Source organism: Amycolatopsis sp. NBC_00438, from assembly GCF_036026695.1.
Lineage (GTDB): Bacteria > Actinomycetota > Actinomycetes > Mycobacteriales > Pseudonocardiaceae > Amycolatopsis.
On sequence record NZ_CP107923.1, the window covers coordinates 4,673,575 to 4,696,470 of the forward strand.

The window sequence follows — 22,896 nt, forward strand, 5'->3', positions numbered from 1 at the left end:
GTCCAGGTCACCGGCGACTTGGTCCCCGGCTCCCCTGGGCGCACGCCCGGAAGGAGACCACCGATGACACACACCACAGCAACCCCACCCCACAAGCGATGGTGGCGCACACCCACCAGCCGACTGCTCACCGCAGCAGCCACCCTCACCGCCACCGCCGCCGTCCTCATAACCGCACCCGGCGCCGACGCCGCAGCCGGCACCCTCGGCGCCGCCGCCGCCCAATCCGGCCGCTACTTCGGCACCGCCATCGCCGCCGGCAAACTCGGCAACACCGCCTACACCACCCTCGCCGCACGCGAATTCACCATGGTCACGCCCGAAAACGAGATGAAACCCGACGCGACCGAACCCAACCAGAACCAATTCAGCTTCTCCGCCGGCGACCAGATCTACAACTGGGCCACCAGCCACGGCGCCCAAGTCCGCGGCCACACCCTCGCCTGGCACGCCCAGCAACCCGGCTGGATGCAGAACATGGGCGGCAGCACCCTCCGCAACGCCATGATCAACCACATCCAGAAAGTCATGGCCCACTACCAAGGCAAACTCGCCTACTGGGACGTCGTCAACGAAGCCTTCAACGAAGACGGCAGCCGCCGCTCCTCCAACCTGCAAAGCACCGGCAACGACTGGATCGAAGTCGCCTTCAAAACCGCCCGCGCCGCCGACCCCACCACCAAACTCTGCTACAACGACTACAACATCGACAACTGGAACTACGCCAAAACCCAAGGCGTCTACACCATGATCCGCGACTTCAAATCCCGCGGCGTCCCCATCGACTGCGTCGGCCTCCAAGCCCACTTCACCGGCGGCAGCTCCGTCCCCAGCACCCTCCAGACCACCATCTCCAGCTTCGCCGCCCTCGGCGTCGACGTCGCCCTCACCGAAGTCGACGTCACCAACGCATCCACCACCCAATACGCGGCCCTCACCCAAGCCTGCATCAACGTCGCACGCTGCGTCGGCATCACCGTCTGGGGCGTACGCGACAGCGACTCCTGGCGCTCCAGCGAAAACCCGCTCCTCTTCGACGGCAACGGCAACAAAAAATCCGCCTACAACTCCGTGCTGAACGTCCTCAACTCCGGCGGCGGCACAACCACCACACCCACCACCACCCCGACCGGCCCCACCACCCCCACCACCCCGACCACCACACCAGGCGGCGGCAGCTGCACCGCTTCGCTGTCGGCGGGACAGTCCTGGAACGACCGGTACAACCTTAACGTCTCGGTCAGCGGGTCCAGTACGTGGACGGTCACGATGACCGTGCCCAGCCCGGCGAAGATCAGCGCTACCTGGAACATCAACGCGACTTGGCCGAGTAGTCAGGTGCTCGTCGCGACACCCAACGGAAACGGCAACAACTGGGGTGTCACCATCCAGCACAACGGAAACTGGAACTGGCCCAGCGTCAGCTGCAGCACCTCCTGAGGCCCGGTAAGACAAAGTCACCAGCTCGTCCACGAAGGCACAGCTTCGTGGGCGAGCTGGTGACGTCCTTGACTCTCAAGCCGCAGGGAAGAGCCCTACCCCACCCTGCCCGACTCGGCCGGCACGCACCTGCGACTGGTCGAAGACCAGCTACGGCAGTGCGGGACTTCCACCACCGCACCACACCGGACATGCCGCCCCGCGCCGATACCCACCGCAAGCTCCTGCTCGAAGCGCGAGCAGCCCGGCAAGCCGGGCTGGCCGCGAACTCCCCGCAGGCCCGGGAACTCGCCGAACGCGCGGCCGCCGGCTCGGCCGGCCTTGTCGCCGCCATGACCGGGAAACACGACCCCGAAAATGCCCGGCGCGCCATCACCGAATCCGGCCGCACCGGCAAAGCCGCGCAGTGGCCGGCCAAGTCGGCCGGCGTGAAGCTGCTGACCCGGACAAGGCAGCGGCACTCCCGCGAGTAGATCGCCGCAGCAGCGCTGCGTTGACGGAACATCACATGTCTCGGCAACTCAGGAGCACCACGGCGAGGTCTCGGACGACGAGACGATCGACCGGATCCGGGAGTTCATCCGGTCCTGGCGGTCCCCGTGGGCTCCGCCCGAGCACGAACTGGCCGCCGAACCGGGGATTTCCCGCAGTCCGACGCGAGAAGCGGGAACTGAAGCCCCACGGGGACATCACGTTCGACGGGCGGTCGTCGGACACTCATTGGCCGAGCCGGCTTTGCCCGAAGCCGATGCCGGAGTTCACACCGGTCACCACCGCCGTGCACCCGCGCCTGCCGGGTGTGTCGGCGGCGGTCCTGGTCACGTTCGCTCCTCGACGCGAGGGCGCCGCACCGGAGTTTTCCGGCCGGCACGAGGAGAATGACGCGGGCGATCAGCGGGCGGCCGAGTCCCCCTGCCGAGGACATCGGCGGTGGCTCGCGCCGGGACACGTGCCTCGCCGATCCGAACCGGTCCGCGGGGTGCCTCGGCGATCGGAAATGTAACTTTCATCGCCCGCCTGTCCTTTGTGGACCTGCCTCGACGGCCGTGAGGTGGCCAGTAGGCCCGGCCCGGCGGCCGGGTGCCCGAAGACCCGGCCGCCCGGATTGACATTCCTTCTCCCGGAAGCCCAGGGTGACGCACCGCATGTTAGCGATAACACTCGTCTCGCTCGCCGGGAGAAGGTCGCCATGAACAGAGGAACTACCAGCCGCAGGATCCAAACCCTGATCGGTGTGCTCACCGCCGCGTCGACCGTGGCGCTGGCGGTGATGCTGGGGTCCGGCGCCGCCGCGGCCGACGTCACCGGCGCGCTGCGCGGTGCCGGTTCGGGCCGGTGCCTGGACGTCTCGAACGCCAGCCAGGCCGACGGCGCCCTCCTGCAGATCTACGACTGCTCGGGCGGGGCGAACCAGCAGTGGACGTCGACGTCCGCCGGCCAGCTGACGGTGTACGGCGGCAAGTGCCTCGACGTGCCCGGCAGCGCGACCGCCGGTACCCGGGTGCAGATCTGGACCTGTCACGGCGGGGCCAACCAGCAGTGGCGGGTGAACTCCGACGGCACGATCGCCGGGGTGCAGTCCGGGCTCTGCCTGGACGTCACCGGCGCCGCGACGGCCAACGGCACCGCCGTGGAGCTCTGGACGTGCAACGGCGGCGGCAACCAGAAGTGGACCGGCCTGTCGACCACGACCACGCCGACCACGACCACGACCGGCGGCGGCACCAGCTGCTCCCTCCCCTCGACCTACCGCTGGAGCTCGAGCGGGGTGCTGGCGACACCGAAGAACGGGTGGGTCTCGCTCAAGGACTTCACCAACGTCGTCTACAACGGCAAGCACCTCGTCTACGCCTCGAACGTCTCGGGATCGACCTACGGCTCGATGGCCTTCAGCCCCTTCGCGAACTGGTCCGACATGGCCTCGGCCGGCCAGAACGGGATGAGCTCGGCCGCGGTGGCGCCCACGCTGTTCTACTTCGCGCCGAAGAACATCTGGGTGCTGGCCTACCAGTGGGGCGCCTGGCCCTTCATCTACCGCACGTCGAGCGATCCCACCAACCCCAACGGCTGGTCCTCGCCGCAGCCGCTGTTCACCGGCAGCATCTCCGGCTCCGGCACCGGCCCGATCGACCAGACCCTGATCGCCGACGGCTCGAACATGTACCTGTTCTTCGCCGGTGACAACGGCAAGATCTACCGGGCGAGCATGCCGATCGGGAACTTCCCGGGCAGCTTCGGCTCGTCGTACACGACCGTCTTGAGCGATTCGACGAACAACCTGTTCGAGGCGGTCCAGGTCTACAAAGTGCAGGGCCAGAGCCAATACCTCATGATCGTCGAGGCGATCGGCGCGAACGGGCGCTACTTCCGCTCGTTCACGGCGAGCAGCCTGAACGGCTCGTGGACCCCGCAGGCCGCCGGCGAAAGCAATCCCTTCGCGGGCAAGGCCAACAGCGGCGCCGGATGGACCAACGACATCAGCCACGGTGACCTGGTCCGCACCAATCCGGACCAGACCATGACCGTCGACGCCTGCAACCTGCAGCTGCTCTACCAGGGCAAGTCCCCCAGCGCGAGCGGCCCGTACGACCAGCTGCCGTGGCGGCCGGGCGTCCTGACGCTGCAGCGCTAGCCACGTCCGTCCTTTCGGGGAGGAACCCGGCCGGGTTCCTCCCCGAAAGGACGGCATCATCCCGAGGAGCGCGCGACGAGCCGTGACTCGGCGAATGACGCAGTCCACAAAGGACTGAGCGGTCGGCTCCCGGAGAGGCGGCGCTCGTCGATCGCGCCGAACCTCCTGATGAAGTTCGATTGGCGCTGCAGGTGACAGCCTCGCGCACGGCCGCGAGGCGGTGGCGATGCCGAGGGGGAAGTCGACGTCACCGCGGTCGAACCGGCCGGCTCACACCCGGCCGGTCGCCGAGAGGATCTTGCCGGCCTCCCGCACCACGGTCCGGCCGGTTCCCCTCCGCGCCGTGGCTTCCTGCCCGCCCGGAAGACAGCCGGGACCGAAGGACCCCTTTCCCGTCCGCCTCACGCCGGTTACAGTGGGCCGATATGGGAGCGCTCCCAGTCGCCAACGCCGACGACGCTGTGAGGACTCATGAGAGCGACGAAACAGGTACGCGTTCCCCACGGACGCACCACCCATCCGGCCGCGCGAGACGGCCGGCCGGACCGGATCCCCGGCGGGCCCGGGAAGAGAAGCACCAAGTTCGCCGTCGCGGCCCTCGGCGCGACGCTCCTCGCCGGCGCCACCGCACTCACGGTGGGTGGCAGCGCCCAGGCCGCCTCCTCGCCGTTCTACGTCGACCCGGGCACGAACGCGGCCCGGTGGGTCGCCGCGAACCCCGGCGACTCGCGGACACCGATGATCCGGGACCGCGTCGCCGCCACCCCGCAGGGAAGGTGGTTCACCACCACCAACACCTCGACGGTGCGCGCCGAGGTCGACGCCTACGTCGGCACCGCCGCGGCCGCGGGCAAGGTCCCGATCATGGTCGTCTACGACATCCCGAACCGCGACTGCGGTGGGGCCAGTGGCGGCGGCGCGCCGTCCCACGACGCCTACCGGGCGTGGATCGACCAGGTGGCCGCCGGCATCGCGGGCCGCCCCGCGGCGATCGTGCTGGAGCCCGACGTGCTCGCGCTGATGTCGAACTGCCAGTCGGCCGACCAGCAGAACCAGACCAAGGCGTCGGTGGCCTACGCGGGCAAGAAGCTCAAGTCCGGTTCGACGCAGACGAAGGTGTACTTCGACATCGGCCACTCCGCGTGGCTCTCACCCGCCGAGGCCGCGTCGCGGGTGCGCGCCGCGGACATCTCGAACAGCGCCGACGGCATCGCCACCAACGTGTCCAACTACCGCTCGACCGGCGACGAGGCGGGCTTCGCCAAGGCGGTGCTGAACGCGGTGGGCGACGGGCGGCTGCGCGCGGTGATCGACACGAGCCGCAACGGCAACGGGCCGCTGGGCAGCGAGTGGTGCGACCCGGCGGGACGGGCCATCGGCACGCCCAGCACCGACGCCACGGGTGACGCGCAGATCGCCGCGTACCTCTGGGTCAAACCACCGGGCGAAGCCGACGGCTGCCTCGCCGCGGCCGGGCAGTTCGTCCCGCAGCGGGCCTACGACCTGGCGGCCGCCGGTGCGCCGCCGGCCAGCACCACGCCGACGAGCGCCACCACGACCGCGACAACCCCGACGACGCCAACAACGCCGACGACCCCGACGACCCCGACGGGCAACGGCTCGTGCACGGTGACGCACCGCGTCGTCAGCTCGTGGCAGAACGGTTACACCGGCGAGGTCGTCATCGAGAACCGGGGAACGCCCCTCGACGGCTGGACACTGACGTTCTCCGCGCCGGGGGTGACCGTCGGCCAGGGCTGGAACGCGACCTGGACCGACACCGGCGACACCGTACGGGTCGTCAACGCCTCGTGGAACGGCAAGCTCGGCACCGGTGGCACCGCGACCGTCGGCTACAACGCGGACTACAGCGGCGGCACCCCGCCCTTCCTGTCCCCCACGCTGAACGGAGTGTCCTGCTCCTGAGCCCCACCGCCACCGGACGACCACGGCCCACGCCGGGCCGTGATCGTCCGGTGGCGGACGAGGATCAGCCGAAACGCGGGAGGCGACGATTACAGCTGAGCCGAGCGACGCGTCGAGCGGCCGGGAAAGCCGCGAAGGCGGTTCAGGTCAGCGAGGCAACGGCCTCCCCGACGAGATCGCGACCACACACCGGCAGGTACCGGCCACGTGGGTGACCCGCACCCGATCGGCCGGCGAAAACTCCCCGTGCCCCTCGGCCCCGAATCCGATCCTGATGGTGTCGGGGGAAAGCGGGGCGAGCACCGTTCCACGCCGCACTCGCCGGCTGCCGGTCGCCGGGTCGGGCGCGCCGAACACCAGCACCCGGTCACCCGCGGCGAAATGGTTCCGACAACCGCCGTCGAGGGTGTTCCAGGCGGCCGTGAACGCCTGCTGGACCGCCGGGAAATCCGCACCCAGCGCCGCCGCCAACCGCAGCAGAACGGACTCCGGCGGGGGCGCGGTCGGAGGGCCGGTCATCTCCGGCGTGACCCACGACTGCAAGAACCGGGCGGGCATTCCGGCACTGTCGGAGATCGCTTGAACCGACCACTCCGGCCGGTAGCGTTCGAAGAGCTCCGCGACACGCGACTCGGACTTCACAACTCCTCCTGTCCCGGGTCCGCGCTCACCGGACCGTGGCCCAGAAGCCGGTCAGGACCGCGGCGCCACGGGCCGGGTCTTCGGTCATCCACCAGTGGCCCAAGCCTTCGAGAACTTCCACCCGGGCACCCGCGCGGCCGGCAGCTCGTCGACGCTGCCCGTCGGTGCCGACGGCCTGGTCCGCGGTGGCCAGGATCGCCAGCCCCGGACGCGCCGCCGCGCGCTCCAGGTCCAGCCCGAGCCCGAGCGTGCCCGGATCGGCGGCCGAGCGGTACAGCGCGAGGACCGCCCGTCCCATCGCAGCGTCCTGCCCGGCCGCGACGCGAGCCGCGACTCGCCTGCTCACCCCCCGCTCCGCCAGCACCTCCGCGCGCTCCTCGGCCGTACCGCCGAACCGCGCGGCGACGTCGGCCTCGCCGGCACCCGGTGTCTGCCACCGGCGGGCCGGCTCGTGCCACCGGTAGCCGGGGTCGTAGATCCCGAGCACGTCGCTGACCCAGCTGCGGACGAGGTCCGGACGGCTCAGCACCACGTTCACGACGTGCCCGCCGCCCCAGTCGTGCCCGACCAGGTCCACGGGCTCGTCCAGCGCCGTCAGCTCCTCGACGAGCCAGTCCCGGTAGTCCGCCTGGGTGGCGCCGAACCCGGCGGGCAGCGGCGCGCCGAAACCGGGTGGTGACAAGCAGATCAGGTCGGACCGGACGCCCGCGAGCTCGGCCAGCAGCGGCTCCCAGACCGCCGTCGTCTCCGGGTTTCCGTGGACGAAGACCGCGGGCATCAGACGGCGAACGGCGTGGTGGGCTGCAGCACCGATTCCACCAGCGCCGCGCTGCGCAGGTGGGCGACCGCCTGGTAGTCGGGGTCGCGGATCATGGCGGCGAACGCCTGCCGGTCCGGGTAGCGCACGAGCACCACCATGTCCCAGGCCTGTCCGTCCTCGGCGACCAGCGCCCGGCCGCCGTCACCCAGGTACTCCAGGCTCAGGCCGTAGCGGGCGTTGATCGTCCGGCTGAGCGCCTCCGCGTAGCGCTGGTAACTCTCACGGCCGCCGTCTGGGCGGAATCGCAGCAGGTTGAGCATCACCACCGGGCCGCCCGGGTCGTCGACGAGCAGGGTCTCGAGTGCGCGGTCGTCGATTTCGATCATCAGGACCTCCTGGAGTCGGTACGCCGGTCACTTTACACATACTTGTTGGTCGACACGCAAGTTACTTTGCTAGACTCCGGGGCATGGCCACTACCCGCCGCACCCAGCAGGAACGCCGAGACCAGGCCGAAGCCGCGCTGCTGACCGCCGCCGCCGAACTGGTCGTCGAGCACGGCGTTCGCTCACTGACGCTGGCGCGGGTCGGGGAACGCGCCGGCTACAGCCGCGGCATCGTCACCCACCATTTCGGCGGCAAGCAGGCACTGGTGGAACGGCTCGCCCGGACGACGCAGGCGGGGTTCGTGCCGGGCCTCGACGACCTGCCGCCCGGGCTGGACCGTCTCCTGCGGCTGGTCGACGGCTACCTCGGTGAACTCGCCCGCCTCGACGTGTTCAACCAAGCCTTCCTGCTGCTGTGGGCCGAGGCCGCCACCCAACCCGACTTGGCCACGATCTTCCGCGAGCGCGACGACGCCTTCCGCGCCGACCTGCGCGACGACATCGAGGCCGGCATCGCGGACGGTCTCGCCGACCCCGGTCTGCGGCCCGGGGACGTCGCGGTCGCCATCGTCGGACAGCTACGCGGGATCGCCCTGCAGCGACTGCTGGACCCGAGCGGTGTCGACGTCGAGCAGGTCCGCCGCAGCGTCACGGGCTACTGGCGCCGGGCACTCGCCCCGGCATAGGCCGCCGCGCGTCTACCAACGTCCTGTCATGCCGATGCGAGGGCAACCCGAGGCGACGCAGAGCAGACAGGGTCTCGGTCGCGTTCACGGCTCGGTGAACGCTCAGTCCGGCACGGTTTCGGTGGAGAGCTGCGGTGGCGCCTGCAGGTCGTGGGCGCGGAACAGGACGGCGTGCTCGACACCCATGGCCTTGCCGCTCATCGCGGTGAACTTCGGGATGAAGTCTTCCGGGGCCGGGTGGTCCGGGAGCGCGGCCAGGTACGCGGCGTGCGCTTCGAGCGAGGCGATGCCGCGGCGCAGCGGCTCACCCGTGACCTCGACGCCGTGCGTCGCGAGGCCGGCGAGACCGGGGCGGATGAACCAGCGCACCGAGTGCGGTTCGAGGTCCTCGTCGTCGACCTGCTCCGGGAAGACCCACCGGTTGCCCGCGTCGCGCACCGCGTCGAGCGTCGCGAGTCCGGCCGCGCGGTGGTCGGCCTGGTCGAAGCCATAGGGCGTCTCGATCTCGTATCCGGTGCCGAGGACGACGTCGGGCTTGAACCGGCGGATCTCCCGGCAGATGTCCCGGCGCAGGTCGAGGCCGTAGACGAGCACGCCGTCCGGGTGTTCGAGGACGGTCAGGTGCGTGACACCGACGACAGCACAGGCGGCCTGCTGCTCGGCGACACGCAGGCGCGCGGTCTCCTCGGGAGGGTTCGGCATGCCGGCCTCGCCGCGGGTGAGCAGGAGGTAGCCGACCTCGATGCCGCGCGCGGTCCAGCGAGCGACCGCCGCGGATGCGCCGTACTCCATGTCGTCAGGGTGCGCGACAACGCAGAGCACGCGGTGGAAGGACTCCTCGGGCAGGGCCGGCAGTGTCATGTCGCCAACCTTCCACACCTCGGAACCCGCCGCCCGCCGTTCGGCCACGCGGACGTTCCGCGGTTACCGGTAAGCGCTCGGGAACCACGACACCTCCCGTCGAGGCGTGAGCTCCCCGGACCCGGCCCGGCTCGAACGGTCTGTCGGCATGGTTTCCGCGGATCCGTTACGCGCGTTGGGAAGTCGGCTCAGGACAACTCGACGGAAGGCCGGTGACGCGGGAGTGGATGAAACACCAACGCCGCGGCCAGGCCACCGAGCGTCCGGGCCGGACGGTCGCCGGCTTGCCACCGGCCGACGTCACCTGGGAACTGTGCGACGAGCAGGACACCGGCCATCGCCCACCGGCACGATCGTGCTCCCCACCGAAATCCCCATCCCCCGACCTATCACGTGACGCCCGAGCATCCGGCCACGGCGCGGTCGACACCAGCACGGTACCCACGCAAGCCGATAAACGGATGTTCGGCGGCATCAGACCGCACGGTCGCGGCTTCAGGTCGATCGCGCATCGGAGCCGACTCTCCGGGACATCCTCCCGCACCGCCGGCAGATGACGCGGGTCCGCCGGATCGGCGATGCCCCGGTTCCGGCGCACGCCTGATCGGAGCGCTCGCGCGTACCGTGTCAGGAGGAGGCCGACCTGGGGAGGCGCCGGATGCGTGGACGTTATTGGCTGCCGCTGTCGTACTTCCTGCTGGCGACCGGGCTGTGGCTCTGGACGGACTACTGGCCGTGGCTGCTCTGGGCGTTCCCGATCGCGCTCGTCTTCACGTTCCTGGTCGTCGTGTCCGGGTACAGCATGGAGTTCACGATCCGGCGGCGGTGGCGCGAGATGCGGAAACTAGCCGCGCAGATCGGCGCCCGCGACGGCGAGCTGGTGCGTGAGAGACGGCGGCGGTGGGCGGTCATCGGCCACCAGGCTTCGATGTACCTGCAGACCATCCGCCCCGGCACGGAGGCCGAGGTCCGGCGGGCGCTCGCCGGGCGGATCAGGGCTGCCGGCTACATGTCCCGCTCCAACGGCTACTGGTGGGCCAGGACCGGCAAGATCACGCTCACCGCCACCTTCGCGACCAAGCACCCCTTCCACGTCATCCCCGAGGGCTACGTCTTCACCGAAATCCACATGGAGGAGGAGCTCGGCGGAGTTCGTAGCGGCTGAGACGGCTTGGTGACGTCGTCGACCTGAGGACCCACCGCCGGATCACCTGACTCGCAAGGAAGATCAGGCGCGTCATCGGCACCACGTCAAGACGCGGGCTCATACCGATGAGCGAGCACAGGGCCGGCGACGGCGCCCGACATCGGCGGGACCCTGGCCTCATTCGGTGGCCAGGCAGAAGACGGCCCCCGAAGAACGCTTCGACCGAGCCCTGATCGCACCACTCTGTGCCGCGGCGCGGTGATCCCGGCAGTCGGCTTCGTGTTCGTCGCCGACGCGGCGTCGATCGTCAGTCGAGGCCCTCGACAATGCGGAAGTCGCGCTCGACGCCGTCGTCGAGTGCGGCCAGCGCCTCCTGGTAGGCCGCACTCGCACGTGCGGCGACCGCCTGTTCGAAGCTGTCGAACTCGATCAGGATGGTGCGCTCGGCGACTCCGGCGTCGTGTGCCACGACCCGGCCGTCGCGGACGAAGGTCCGACCGCCCGCGGCTCTGACGGCCGGACCGGCCAGTTTGTTGTAGGCAGCCAGCTTCTCGGGGTCCGAAATGGTGCGGTAGACGCTGACCCAGTAGCCCTTGGGCATGGAACCTCCAGTGTTGGGATGAGTGCATTTTGACTTACGGGCTGGTCCCGGACGAGCGCCGGCGGGGCGATGTGGTGGTTCAGGACGGGCACTGCCGGGTTCCGAGATCGAGGCCTTCGAGTCGGTGGGCCCGTCCGAGGTGTTCGGTGTGGAACTGGTGGCCGAGGTGCGACCGAGTCTTCCTCCAGCTTCATCCCGGCGGTTCGGTCATCGTTGGAAGCTGCCTTTACTCGCCGCCCGAGGCTCGGCGGCGAGACCAGGCGCCGGCGTCTGTGGCGTAGCGGACGAGGAGCCGCGCGAACTGGGTGCGTTCCTCCGGCGCCCAGGCGGCTGTGATGTCCTCGAAGGCCGCGCGCTGATCGGTGGCGAAGCGGATGCGCTCGGCCTCACCACGATCGGTGAGCTCGAGCACGGTCCGGCGGCCGTCGGCCTGGGAGGCCGCCCGCCGCAGCAGGCCCTCGGCGATGCAAGCCGCGACCGTCCGGCTGGCCACCGGCTGCGCAACGCCCATCTCCGCGGCCAGCCCCCCGACGGTCATCTCGCCCGGGGCGTCGGCGACCACGTTCAGCACCAGGTTGCGAGACACGTCACGACTCGTGGCCGGGGTGCGCCGGCGCAGCCGGGACAGGGCCGGGCCGATCTGGTCCAGCAGGGCGTCTTCGGCGGAACTGCTCACCTCACAGATCGTAGTACTCCGCACATTTGCATACCAGTCATAAAGTGCATAGCATCAGGTATGTAACTGCGAGCGAGAAAGCGAGGCCGCCATGGCCACCACCGCCATCACCGGAGCCCGGGTCTTCGACGGGGAGAAGACACTGGGGGTACAGACCGTCGTCCTCGACGGCCGGAAGATCCGCCAGGTCGGCGGCGAGGTACCGGACGGCGCCGAGGTCGTCGACGGCCGGGGCGCGACCCTGCTGCCCGGACTGATCGACGCGCACGTCCACTCCGCGCCCGGCTCCCAGGCACTGGCCCTGCGCTTCGGCGTCACCACCGAACTCGAGATGCAGGGCCTCAACACCCGCGAGAACCGGGCGCACATCACCGAGGACGACACGGTGGCCGACATCCGGTCATCCGGCTTCGCCATCACTCCGCCCGGCGGCCACCCCAGCGAACTGATGCCCGAAGGGTTCCGGCCGGCCGGCGACCTGCCGCCGGTCATGCCGCTGATGCCGTTCTCCACCACCCCGGACCAGGCCGCCGCGTTCGTCCCACAGCTCCTGGCGCGGGGCTCGGACTACATCAAGTTCATGATCGACGACGGCAGCGTCGAAGGGCATCCGGGGCTGCCGATGCTCGACCAGGCCACGCTCGACGCGGGTGTCGCCGAGGCCAAGAAGCACGGCGCCCTCACGGTGGCGCACACGCTGACCCTCGACGCCACCCGGATGGCCGCCGAAGCCGGCATCGACGGCGTCGTCCACGTGTTCATGGACCGGCCGCACACCGCGGAGCTCGTGGACCTGATCGCCGAAGCGGGCATGTTCGTCGTGCCGTGCGTCTGCCTCGACGCGTCGATGATGGGCATCACCGGGAGCGACCTCGCCGACGACCCCCGCGTCGCCCGGCGCCTCGACGGCAAGTGGGAGGAAACCCTGCGGTCCAGCTACAACCGCTATCCGCAGGGCAAGCTCGAAGACGTCCTGGAAACCGTCCGGGCACTGGCCGACGCGGGAGTCGACGTCCTGGCCGGCACCGACGCTTCCATGGCCGAGACGTTCTTCGGCGGCCTGGCACACGGAGCCAGCCTGCACCACGAGCTGCAGTACCTCGTAGCGGCCGGACTGACACCCGCGCAGGCGCTGCGCGCCGCGACAGCGACCACGGCCCGCCGCTTCGGGCTCGGCGACCGGGGCCGGATCGCCGAAGGACTCCGCGCCGACCTCGTGCTCGTCGACGGCGACCCGACGACGACCATCGGCGACACGCTCAACACCCGCGCGGTCTGGCGACGTGGCGCCCGGCTCGAGCAGTAGTGCTCCGCTTTGCCAGCTGACGGCGCTCGCGTTGAGGACATCCCCACACGGAACACGCGAAACATGACCGTCCACTTGCAGGCGACTACTCACTGTCTTCGCTCGTGCAGGTGGCGACGTGAGCGATCGATTTGTCACACCTCTGGCCCAGCCCGCGGTCATCGGACCGCTCAGCGGGTGCGCGGCGAGTTCCCCCCGTTCGACGCGCTCAGGGCGGCGGCCGGGGACAACCCGGCCCTGTTCACCGGCGAGACGACCTACCCGTCCCTCTTCGACCAACCCTGAAGCGGAGCGCGCTCGGCCCGCGGCTCCGACTGTGCGCACCGGCCCGCGATCCCCTCATGCACCCGATTCAGCCGATCCGTCACCACATCGACCCAGCAAGGACGATCTACCACACGCCATCCAAATGCCGTTGCAGAACTAATGCGTCAGGTAGCAGAACTTCGGTACGTTCGCCAACGGGTCAGCGCCGAAGACTGAGGCCGTACAGGGGGTGCCGCCACTGAAGGTTCGATACAGATAGGTGCCATTCGCGCCGAAGGCCACCGTTTCCTCGTTGGCGAACGAACAATTCTTGGTCTCCTCAGCGCACTCGACGGGAAATCCGGCCGGCGGCCCAGTCCGGGAGTAACATTGCTTTTCTGTGCCGTAAATTGGATCGTTTCCGAACGTGCTGACGTCGCAGAAGGTGGCACCGTTTGACGTGCCGAAGGTGTAAGCTCCGCTTGCGCCATAGGCAACCGGCTGCGCACCCGTGACGGCACATGAGCCATTCTGTGATGCGCATTGAGTCCAGGTGCCCGGCGGACCGTTCGGAGCTGTATAACAATTCTTCGGAACGCCGACCAGTGGATCGCCGCCGAATGCGGTCGCGATGCAGTCGGTCTCGCCGGTTATGGTCTTGAAACGGAAGGCGCCGTTGGCGCCGAAGGCCACCTCCCGCGTTCCATCGACAGTGCAGGTGGTCTTATCAGTCGCGCAGGACGTGTACCCGCCGGGACCACCGAGCGGCGCCAGATAACACGACTTCAGGATTCCCGGGGCCGGATCACGATCGCCGAAGGTGGCCGACGAGCACAAGGCCGGACCGGTGATCACCTGGTACGAGTATGTACCCGCGCCGAAGGCGATCACCTGGGTACCGCTCGGCGAGCAATTTTGCCCTTCGGGAGCACACAACGTATACCCGGGAGGCAGCTCGCCGTCCCACAGCGACGGCGCGAAGATCGATTTCGATGCGGCTGGTGGCGTTTCGGTGCTGCGGCCTGACGCGGGAGGCTGTGTCGTGCCGGCCGTGTTCCTTGGGCCGGCAGCAGCCGGGTCAGTTGTGCCGCCATAGCTGTAGCCCAGGATCACTGCCGCTACCAGAATGGCGACAGCGGCTACGCCCCCAGCTGCAATAGGCCAGCGCCGGCGGCCGGGTCGCCACCGGGGCGCGGGTGTGGTAGTCGGACTGGCTGCCTGCAGTGTCGAGGTAAGGGGCGATGGCACATTCTCCAACAGGGTGTGTCCGTCACCGGCCCCCGTGAGCAGCCGCCGAAGGTCAGCTTGCTGTCGCGTGACGAGTTCGTGCATCGCGGGCGGCCAAGCCGACTCCGACGGCAGGACCTCCCCGATCAACGTCAGCAGCCGGGCCGCGGTGGGCCGCTGCTCCGGGTCTTTGTCCAGGCACCTGCGGACGACCTCACGTAGTCGCAGCGGGATCGCGCTGAGGTCTGGTTCGGAGTGCACAACGTTGTACAGGGTCTGCAGGGCAGAGGCGCCACTGAACGGATCATGCCCGGTACAGGCCAAAAACAGCACCGCACCCAAGCAGAACACGTCGCTGGCCGGGGTTGTCGGCTGCCCCCTGACCTGTTCCGGCGACATGTATCCGGGCGAACCGACTACCTGACCGGAGCCGGTCAACGTGCTGCCGTTGCCATCGGCGGCCCGCGCGATGCCGAAGTCGATCACCCTCGGGCCATCCGCGGCGAGCAGAACGTTTGTCGGCTTGAGATCGCGATGTATCAAGCCGACACGGTGGATCTCGATCAGCGCGGCAGCAAGTCCCGCAGCCAAGCGAAAGGTTGATTCTTCCGGCAGCGGGCCGATCGCGTCCACCATCGCGCGCAGTGACGGCCCGGGCACGAACACCGAAACGAGATAAGGTGCTTGCACGTCAAGATCTGCGTCGATCACCGCAGCGGTATAGGCGCCGGACACCTTGCGGGAAGCCGCCACTTCGCGACGGAACCGTGACCGGTACTCGTCATCCTGGACGAACCGTGAATGCACCTGCTTGAGCGCGACCAGCCGTCCATCCGGAGCGGCACACAGCAACACCCGGCCCATTCCCCCCTGGCCCAGTTCGGCAATCGTCCGGTACGGTCCGACCTTCGCGGGGTCGGACGTCCCCAACGGTCTCATCTCACCCTCACGATCAGTCGAACTGTGGACCAGATGTTCCGTTCCCGGGAGTACGGCCTTGTGGAAGGCATCCACCTGGCAGACAAGAAGAAAAGCGACTTCGAACTCGAATGGACGTTCCGTTCACCTTCTCTGCAAGGATACTCACGTTGGTTCGGGCGGCCAAGTCAGCACCGCCTGGGTTGCCCTCGGACATGGGGTGCTGCCGGCGCGCCTGCCCGTTGCGGCGAAGGAACCGCAGTACGTGACGGGAGCCGAGGCTTGCGAGCCTGCGCAAGCTGAGAGGTAAAAGCCGATATCGGCCAGGCTCACCGGGGTGGACCATCGGGTTCCGACGAGAGCAACTCGCCGAGGACATCCTGGATGCGTACCGCCGACGATCGATGGCCGCGGTGGCGTAGACCGACGGGGACCGCGAGACGCTTCGACGGTGGACACGGCGGCCGGAATCGTCGCAGGCATTGGCGCAGCCGCGCGGATCGTGCTCGGGTGCGCGAACGGCGGCTCCAAGCAGGATGTGGCCCGGATCGGGGGATCTTGCCGCAGACGTGGGCAAGTGGCGGCTGTTCCCGGACGAGCCACGTCCGGGCGCCTGCGCACGATCGCCGACGAGCAGGTCGAGGAGGGTGCTGGTGGCCAAGCTGGAACGGACCCCTGTCGACGCCACGCACTCGTCGCGGTCCGCGGTGGCGGCCGAGAGCGGACTGTCCACATTGACGGTCGGCGGATCCGCCCTCAGGCGGCCCCGGTGAAGGAACCGCCGTCAGATATGAATGTTCATGTCGCCCACGTACCACACGTCTTCCTTCTTCTTCACCCTCAAAGCAAGGGTGAACGAGCTCGTATCACCCGATGAGCCGATCAGCTCGAGGTCACGCAGCGTCTTGTCACCGATCTTGATCGAAGTGTCCGACACCGAGGCGGAATCGCCCTGTACGTCGACGTCGTCGACTTCGACGTTCACCTCGGGCGGCAGCGGAATGCCCGGCTTGGCCCACGAGTCGTGGAGCTGCTTCATCGCGGTGACAGCGTCACCGTCGCTCGCGCACATCTTCGCCGGGTCTCCGGCCTCTGGCGGCGCCACGGCCGCACTCGACTGGCAGGCCTTGGCATAGTCCTCGTTGAGGACCTGGGTGACCCACTTGACCACCGCGAGGCCGGCAGTATGACCGCCACTCGGGATGCTCGCGCTTTCCGAGGTCGTCGACGGCACAGAAGCGGCGACCTGACCCTGCGCCGGAGAAACCGGCACCGCAGTCCCGTTCTCCGAACCGAGTTTCCCGTTGCACGCGGTCAGCCCCAGCGAAAGACCGATTCCCACCGCCGCCAGGATTCCTGCACGAGACACGCGGCCAAGACCCACGGCACCAGACCGTTCGTTTTCCACAAGTACTCCTAGTCGACTGTCCACTGTCACCACACTCACCCTGTTCTCGTTCCTGCATTCGGTTGTCCGCCCGTCCGCGCCGCCATTGCCGACGCGCCGCCGGCCCGACAGGAGCAGCGCCACAGCCACGAAGAACCGAGGACGACGACTACCGGGCAGACCGGGTTTCCCGGGCACGAACCCGAAGGTGAGACGTGGCCCATGGCACATCGCTTCACCAAGCACGATCGAGTCACCCCCGCGTACCGAGCCCTTCCGAGAGAACCCAGATCACACTGTTGCCTCGGATGCGCCGTACGTAGGTCCGGAGCTCGGCGGCATGCCCTGATCCAGGAGGTCAGTGCCGGGGTGGCGGGCATTTGCCGGTCCGGGCACCAATCGAATTGATCTCCGCGTTCGAACGCGGATCCCCCGCGTAGTCAAGCTGGTCCGGGCATGACCCAGCCTGCGTCGCCGCGACCGGTGCTCCCCTCCAGAGCCACCGACCGGAGAACCGGGCGGGCTACCCGAACACCCGGTCAGTACATCCCCAGGAGTGCCGTTCCGGTCACCACCGGCATCCCCATGCGCTTTCCGCCGGTCACCAGCGCTACCGACCTGTTCGAACCGAAGGGATTCTCCATGGGTTTCGCCTCCTGGGTTTGTCCTGAACACCCGTAAAGACGTGCTGTCGCATGCGCCGTTGCCTCATTGCCCGATCGTGCAACGAGCGACGCCCCTTCGTACTCCTCTTGGTCGAGGATCGCGCAGATCAGTTGATGGCGCTGTGGCAGGCAAGCGTCGGTGGTTTCGCAGGCTGGCCAGGGTGGCGCTTGGAACCGGGTGCGGGCTGGCAGGCCCCGGGGTTTGACGGAGACTGGATCAACTGGTCTCCAGGGATGCGGCAACCGGGTAAGCCATCGCGTGTCGTGCTTCGTACTCGGCGGGCGGGACGTGTCCGAGTTCGCTGTGCAGGCGCTGGGTGTTGTACCAGCCGATGTACTCGACGGTCGCGATTTCCAGGTCGTCGAGACCGCACCAGGGACCCTTGTTGTGGACGAGTTCGGCTTTGTAGAGCGAGTCGAACGCCTCGGCCATCGCACTGTCGCAGGAGTCGCCGGTGGATCCGCCCGAGGTGACCCCGCCGGTCTCGGCGAGCCGCTGGGTGTAACGGATGGCCCGGTATTGCGCCGCTGTCCGCATGCTGTTCCTCACGGTGTTCGGCTGGGCACTCGGCGTCCTCGGCGTCATCGGCGGCCGGCTCGGGACCAGCTCGTCCACCTGCCCCCACGTCAGCCACGACCGCGGCTACCCGGGTGCGCGCGTTTCTGGCGGTGGAGGAGGATGCGGCAGTGGCCTCCGCCGACCTGGGTACCGCGCCTGACCAGCCCGATGACGCTGGGCAAGCTCCGTCAGCGCCGCGGGTGATCGGCGGGCGTTACCGGTTGGGCGCGATGCTCGGGCGCGGCTCGATGGGCACGGTGTGGGCGGCCTACGACGAACTGTTGCGGCGGGACGTGGCCGTGAAGGAAGTCCTGCTGCCGCCGGGAATGCCCGACGGCGCGGCCATGGAGTTGCGGGAACGGGCCATGCGGGAGGCTCGCGCGATCGCCGCGCTGTCGCATCCGAATCTGGTGACCGTGCACGACGTGGTCCGTCAGGACGACGAGCCGTTCGTGGTGATGGAACTGGTTCCCTCGGTCAGCCTGGCTGCGCTGATCGCCAAGCGTGGTCCACTGGACCAGGTGCGGGCCGCCGCGGTCGCGGACGCGGTGGCCGCGGCGCTGCAGGCGGCCCACCGGCGCGGTATCACCCACCGCGACGTGAAGCCGGGCAACGTGCTGCTCGGCGAGGACGGGCTCGTCAAGCTCACCGACTTCGGCTTGGCCCGCAGCGTCTCCGAGACCACCCTCACCCACGCCGGGCTGATGATGGGCACGCCGGCCTACATCGCTCCGGAGCTGGCCAGCGGCCAGCCCACCACTCCGGCGGCGGACCTGTGGGAGCTCGGCGCCACCCTGTTCGCCGCCTTGGCGGGCCGGCCGCCCTACGACGTGAACGGCGACCCGCTGGCCACCGTGCACGCGGTCGTGCACGGTGACGTGCCGAGATTGGCAGCGACCGGGCCACTGCGCGCGGTTGTCGCCGGGCTGATGGTCAAGGACCCGGCAGCGCGGATGCCACTGACCGAGGTGCGCAGGCTGGTGCGGCCCGTGCTGCCCGACCCCGGCCAGTCGCTCTGGGACATTCCCCCGGCCACGGGCGACGCCCGGGCGCTCCCCCGCGATTCCCCGCAGGGTGGAGCGTTCGCCTCGGCCGGCGGGGCCGTGTCGGCGAGCGAGCCCACTCCGTTGGCCTCCGGCCCTGGACCGCTGCCGTTCGCGGAGCCACGCGCCTCCCCGGCCGCGGAGTCCCACCACCGGCCTCGAGGCCGCGCCCTCGGGTTGGCCGCCGCTGCGCTGGCGGTCACGGCACTGGCCGTCGGCGGGATCATCGTCTTCCGGCCGACCGGCGAGAACCCTCCTGCCCCGGCCTCGACTCCCGCCCGCAGTCCTTCACCGACCCCGTCCCCGAAAGCGAACTTCGTCGACCACACCGGCACCATGAGAGTGGGTGACGAGCCGGGTACGGCCTTCACTCTCAAGGTCCCCGAGACGTGGGTCGAGTACGCCGATCCACACACGAGTGATGGCCCGCCGCCGCACGTCGGCACCGTCAACTACGTCTCCCCGGACGCCCGCCAGGAGATCAGGGTCGAACGCCTGGCAGGCTTCTACGACATCAATCCCAGCACCGAGGATTACGTCGACAACCTGCTGATACTGCCGGGAGTGGTACACGACGGCGCCCAGGTGACCACGGCTGAACCGTCCTCACCTGCGACTGTGGACGTGTTCTACCGCAGCCGCGACCTCGGACCGGCCCCTGGCCGCAGCACCAAGCTCCGTGCGCTGCCCCACGGCCGGGACCTGTGGACGGTGGCGATCACCGTCCCCATCGACCACGAGCCGGACCTGCCTCGACTGTTCGCCGAGGTCGCACCCAGCTTCACACCGTCCGGCTGAAGCCCGGTGGATCCGGGCCTGATCCGACATCGACATCGTCCTGGATCCGGGGGCGAATTCGGCGCAGGGATCACGTGAGCGGTGACCCCGCAGGCTGTACTCAGCGACGCACGGGCTCCCTCGCCGACCCAATTTCCGCCGGCCCGAAACCCGGCAGCCGGGCGAATTCCCGGCTGCCGGGTTTCGATTTCCTGGAATCAGGGGTGATAGATCTCCTTGACCGTGGCGATCTGGTCGTCGCCGTTCACGCTGATCTGCGCGAGCACCGGGTTGCCGTCCTTCAGCTGCTGGAGCAGCCGGTCCTGGCCGCACGGCCCGTTGCCGTAACCCTGGTCGTCGATGGTGACCGAATTGCCCGGGCACAGGGTGGCCGCGCTGAGCACCTTGCCGCCCTTCTGCAGCGGAAGCCGGTAGGTCTTGCCCTCGAGCGGCACGTAGTGGCCGCCGTCCGGACCGCCCTCCTGGCGGGTGACCAGCTGGAAGCGGACCATCTGCGCACCGGCGTCGTACCCGGCGAACTGCACCGCTTGGGTGGTGTTCGGGAACAGCCGGACCTGTCGGACAGGCGTCTTGCCGGCGCCGGTCGAGGGCCGGGTCTCCAACTGCAGGGAGCTGTTGGGCACGCCACAGACCACCGCACCCTGACTGCCGCCTGCGGAGTCCGTCTGACGGGCGCAGGTCCACTTTCCCCCGACGTCGAGAACCCGCTCGCCCGGGCCTTCGGCTTGCGGCAGTTTCTGGTAGTACTCGGTGATCACGGTGAACGCCTCGGTGCAGCCTGGCGTGGTTCCGTCGGTGGCGGCCACTGCGATCAGGTCCATCTTCGGCCGTCCCGGCGCGCCGACCTGGCCGCCGTGCTGGCTGCAGTTGACGTCGCCGTTGGGCGCGGTGCCGGAATCCGCGGCGCTGGAACCTCCGGTGGCGGCCCCCTGGCCGCCGCCGTCGGGCACCTGCTCCACGGCCGCCGCCGGCGCCGGCGTGTTCGCCGCCGGAGAACTAGTGCCCGCGGCATTGTTCCCGGTGCACGCGGAAAGCAGAGCGGTGGCAGTGAATGCTCCGGCAACCATGGCGATTTTAATTGTCTTCTTCGCGGTGAATTCCATCTCGGCGCCCCTCTTGCAGCTTTTTTGAAGCTTTGTCTCCGAAGACGTCGGAAACGGAATCACGTTGCTCCTGGGGGCCGGCAGACCGCAGGGTTGCCCGAAAGTCCAGCTGTCCGGTCTCAACGGGCAGTACTCGGCCGGGTTCGCAACCTGGGTGCCACCCACTGAACATCCTCGGCCCCGGGTACGCATGTGCCGTCGCCGGTCGGAGTTCGGAGTGCAGGTCGGGAACCGGGCGCGGCGTCTCCACGAACTCCGTCGCGCCGTGCTCGTGCGCGGGGACGGGCGGCACCGGGGCCGGCAACGCGCCGTAGCCCCGGAAGAAGTCGACGAAGTTCTGCTCCGGCGCCGAGATGCGCACCGGTTCGACGATCACGCCGGTACTCTGCAACGCCTCGGCGGCGGCTTGCACGGTGGCGGCGACCTCGGGGTCGACGGGACAGAAGCCCGGCTCGACCAGCCACCCCACTCGTAGCGGCCGCTCCAGGACTCGGCCGACACCAGGCTCAGCGGGCTGGTGGGTGTGCTCGGCGGCGTCGGTGACACGCAAGACCAGTTTGGTCAGCAGGCGGCGGATCTCCGGTAGCGTGAATCCGATCATCGGTGCGCGCGTCGGCCGCGGACACGGGCATCGTCGCACCGAAGCCGACGTCTGAGCCTGGTCATCCTTCCGCCGCCGACGACAACACCAAGCCCGCCTCAGCCACCACAAACGACGTGGCTACCCACTCACCTGACTGCCGTTGCAGTACTGAGCCGCCGGGGTGTCTTCACACCGGACAGCTACACCTCCGCCTGTCCCTGGCAGAACAGCAAGGTCGAACGCCTCAACCGCTCGCTGCAGACCGAATGGGCCTACCGCCAGCCGTTCGCCGGCAACACCGAACGTCGACTTTGGCCGGTTTTACAGCAAACGGCACCGTCCTCATCGGAGCGGCAGGCTTTCGAGGGTGAACACCGGGCTGGTCAGCGGGGTGCCGTACAGGTAGGTGTCCATCTGGGAATTGGTCACCAGCAGCCGATCGCCGCTCGCGGCGACGCCGGTCGTGGTGTCGGCGCCCGGGTAGGTGCGTTCGGAGACGACGGTGGCCCGGGTGCTGTCGCCGGAGAGCCGCACGGTGTCGACCTTGTTGTCGACCGAGCGGGCGATGTAGAGAGTGTTCCCCCGTAGCGCGATGCCGTCGGCGCTGGGCAGGGCCGGTGCGGTGATCTTGCGGACTTCGCCGGTGGCGAGGGTGATGCGGTAGAGCGCGCCGCTGTACCAGTAGCCGATGATCAGGGACTTGCCGTCGGGGGTGGCGACGATGCCGTTGCCGTTGGATTGGCCGGCCACGTAGTCCGGGAGGCGGTAGGCCACCTGCAGGGTCCGGTGGGTGCCGGTGGCGGGGGCGTTCACCTCGGCGGCCGGGATCCGGTAGACCACGGCGCGGAAAGAGTCGGTGATGTAGACGTCCCCGCCGGAGGTGACGGCGGCGTCGTTGACGAGGGTCGGTTCGCCCGTTTCCGGGACGGTATAAGCGGAAACGAGCCTCCCGGTGGCGGTGTAGGTGAAGAACCGGCCGGTGAAGGCGCCGGCGACCAGGAGGCGGTCGCCGGCGATCTTGATCCCGGTGGCCTGGGTGCGGCCGTCCCGACCGGCGGGCAGGAACGGGTCAAGGGTCTTCGCCCCGGTGCGGCCGCGGTAGACGGTGCCGTCGCCGATGCTGGTGGTGTAGACGTACTGGTGGTCGGCGGCGACGCTTTCGGGGAAGGCGTCGGTGCCGTTGATCGTGACCGGGTGGGCCCCGCCCTCGTGGGCGGTGGCGGGAGCGGCGAGCGCGACCAGGGCGACAGCCGTCGCGACGAGGGTGAGCAGGGTGGTGCGCGTGGACATCGTGGGGTTTTCCT

The 22,896-nt window shown here is 69.0% G+C and carries 20 protein-coding genes; 8 read left to right on the top strand and 12 right to left on the bottom strand.

Annotated features, from left to right (window positions below; all coding sequences use genetic code 11):
* Positions 1-63: 63 nt before the first annotated feature.
* From OG494_RS20555 to OG494_RS20570, 4 genes are all read left to right on the top strand, one after another.
* On the top strand, positions 64-1,440 hold the full coding sequence (locus OG494_RS20555; RefSeq protein WP_328458087.1) for an endo-1,4-beta-xylanase: 1,377 nt from the start codon (positions 64-66) through the stop codon (positions 1,438-1,440).
* A 158-nt stretch (positions 1,441-1,598) separates the two neighbouring features.
* Positions 1,599-1,913, top strand: a complete 315-nt coding sequence (locus OG494_RS20560) for a hypothetical protein (RefSeq protein ID WP_328458089.1) — start codon at positions 1,599-1,601, stop codon at positions 1,911-1,913.
* 716 nt (positions 1,914-2,629) lie between these two features.
* Positions 2,630-4,072, top strand: a complete 1,443-nt coding sequence (locus tag OG494_RS20565) for a non-reducing end alpha-L-arabinofuranosidase family hydrolase (RefSeq protein ID WP_328458091.1) — start codon at positions 2,630-2,632, stop codon at positions 4,070-4,072.
* A gap of 471 nt (positions 4,073-4,543) precedes the next feature.
* Complete coding sequence (locus OG494_RS20570; RefSeq protein WP_328458093.1) at positions 4,544-5,998, top strand: glycoside hydrolase family 6 protein; 1,455 nt, start codon at positions 4,544-4,546, stop codon at positions 5,996-5,998.
* 147 nt (positions 5,999-6,145) lie between these two features.
* Here the strand turns inward: OG494_RS20570 and OG494_RS20575 are convergent, their stop codons facing one another.
* The 3 genes from OG494_RS20575 to OG494_RS20585 form a co-directional block, all read right to left on the bottom strand.
* On the bottom strand, positions 6,146-6,469 hold the full coding sequence (locus tag OG494_RS20575; protein WP_328458095.1) for a hypothetical protein: 324 nt from the start codon (positions 6,467-6,469) through the stop codon (positions 6,146-6,148).
* 196 nt (positions 6,470-6,665) lie between these two features.
* Positions 6,666-7,418, bottom strand: coding sequence for an alpha/beta fold hydrolase (locus tag OG494_RS20580; protein WP_328458097.1), 753 nt, complete (start codon positions 7,416-7,418; stop codon positions 6,666-6,668).
* Positions 7,418-7,786, bottom strand: coding sequence for a DUF1330 domain-containing protein (locus tag OG494_RS20585; protein ID WP_328458099.1), 369 nt, complete (start codon positions 7,784-7,786; stop codon positions 7,418-7,420). Before OG494_RS20585 ends, OG494_RS20580 begins: the two co-directional genes overlap by 1 nt.
* An 83-nt stretch (positions 7,787-7,869) precedes the next feature.
* On the opposite strand from OG494_RS20585, the gene OG494_RS20590 reads away from it, so the two are divergent.
* Positions 7,870-8,472 (top strand): TetR/AcrR family transcriptional regulator, encoded by a 603-nt coding sequence (locus OG494_RS20590; RefSeq protein WP_328458101.1) that lies wholly within the window; start codon positions 7,870-7,872, stop codon positions 8,470-8,472.
* A 102-nt stretch (positions 8,473-8,574) separates the two neighbouring features.
* Here the strand turns inward: OG494_RS20590 and OG494_RS20595 are convergent, their stop codons facing one another.
* Positions 8,575-9,333, bottom strand: coding sequence for a PIG-L deacetylase family protein (locus OG494_RS20595; protein ID WP_328458103.1), 759 nt, complete (start codon positions 9,331-9,333; stop codon positions 8,575-8,577).
* 658 nt (positions 9,334-9,991) lie between these two features.
* Here OG494_RS20595 and OG494_RS20600 point away from each other — a divergent pair.
* Entirely contained in the window at positions 9,992-10,498 is a 507-nt protein-coding gene (locus OG494_RS20600) for a hypothetical protein (protein WP_328458105.1), read from the top strand.
* A gap of 289 nt (positions 10,499-10,787) precedes the next feature.
* Here the strand turns inward: OG494_RS20600 and OG494_RS20605 are convergent, their stop codons facing one another.
* Entirely contained in the window at positions 10,788-11,081 is a 294-nt protein-coding gene (locus OG494_RS20605; protein WP_328458106.1) for a DUF1330 domain-containing protein, read from the bottom strand.
* A gap of 226 nt (positions 11,082-11,307) precedes the next feature.
* Positions 11,308-11,757, bottom strand: a complete 450-nt coding sequence (locus tag OG494_RS20610; RefSeq protein ID WP_328458108.1) for a MarR family winged helix-turn-helix transcriptional regulator — start codon at positions 11,755-11,757, stop codon at positions 11,308-11,310.
* A 91-nt stretch (positions 11,758-11,848) separates the two neighbouring features.
* On the opposite strand from OG494_RS20610, the gene OG494_RS20615 reads away from it, so the two are divergent.
* Positions 11,849-13,063: an amidohydrolase family protein gene (locus OG494_RS20615; RefSeq protein ID WP_328458110.1), complete on the top strand. Its 1,215-nt coding sequence runs from the start codon at positions 11,849-11,851 to the stop codon at positions 13,061-13,063.
* 423 nt (positions 13,064-13,486) lie between these two features.
* On the opposite strand, the gene OG494_RS20620 is transcribed toward OG494_RS20615, so the two are convergent.
* The 3 genes from OG494_RS20620 to OG494_RS20630 form a co-directional block, all read right to left on the bottom strand.
* The gene (locus OG494_RS20620; RefSeq protein ID WP_442874485.1) at positions 13,487-15,475 is read right to left on the bottom strand and encodes a serine/threonine protein kinase; all 1,989 of its coding nucleotides are present in this window, start codon (positions 15,473-15,475) and stop codon (positions 13,487-13,489) included.
* 763 nt (positions 15,476-16,238) lie between these two features.
* Positions 16,239-16,862, bottom strand: a complete 624-nt coding sequence (locus OG494_RS20625; RefSeq protein ID WP_328458114.1) for a hypothetical protein — start codon at positions 16,860-16,862, stop codon at positions 16,239-16,241.
* An 861-nt stretch (positions 16,863-17,723) separates the two neighbouring features.
* Positions 17,724-18,044, bottom strand: a complete 321-nt coding sequence (locus OG494_RS20630) for an IS3 family transposase (RefSeq protein ID WP_328458116.1) — start codon at positions 18,042-18,044, stop codon at positions 17,724-17,726.
* A gap of 221 nt (positions 18,045-18,265) precedes the next feature.
* On the opposite strand from OG494_RS20630, the gene OG494_RS20635 reads away from it, so the two are divergent.
* A complete protein-coding gene (locus tag OG494_RS20635; protein ID WP_328458118.1) occupies positions 18,266-19,906 on the top strand; it encodes a serine/threonine-protein kinase in 1,641 nt (546 codons plus the stop codon).
* A gap of 197 nt (positions 19,907-20,103) precedes the next feature.
* Here OG494_RS20635 and OG494_RS20640 read toward each other — a convergent pair whose 3' ends face one another.
* The 3 genes from OG494_RS20640 to OG494_RS20650 all read right to left on the bottom strand — a co-directional run bounded on the left by OG494_RS20640 (position 20,104) and on the right by OG494_RS20650 (position 22,882).
* Positions 20,104-21,009, bottom strand: coding sequence for a hypothetical protein (locus tag OG494_RS20640; protein WP_328458120.1), 906 nt, complete (start codon positions 21,007-21,009; stop codon positions 20,104-20,106).
* Positions 20,981-21,610, bottom strand: coding sequence for a hypothetical protein (locus OG494_RS20645; protein ID WP_328458122.1), 630 nt, complete (start codon positions 21,608-21,610; stop codon positions 20,981-20,983). Before OG494_RS20645 ends, OG494_RS20640 begins: the two co-directional genes overlap by 29 nt.
* Positions 21,611-21,934: 324 nt before the next feature.
* The gene (locus OG494_RS20650; RefSeq protein WP_328458124.1) at positions 21,935-22,882 is read right to left on the bottom strand and encodes an SMP-30/gluconolactonase/LRE family protein; all 948 of its coding nucleotides are present in this window, start codon (positions 22,880-22,882) and stop codon (positions 21,935-21,937) included.
* Between the last annotated feature and the right edge of the window lie 14 nt (positions 22,883-22,896).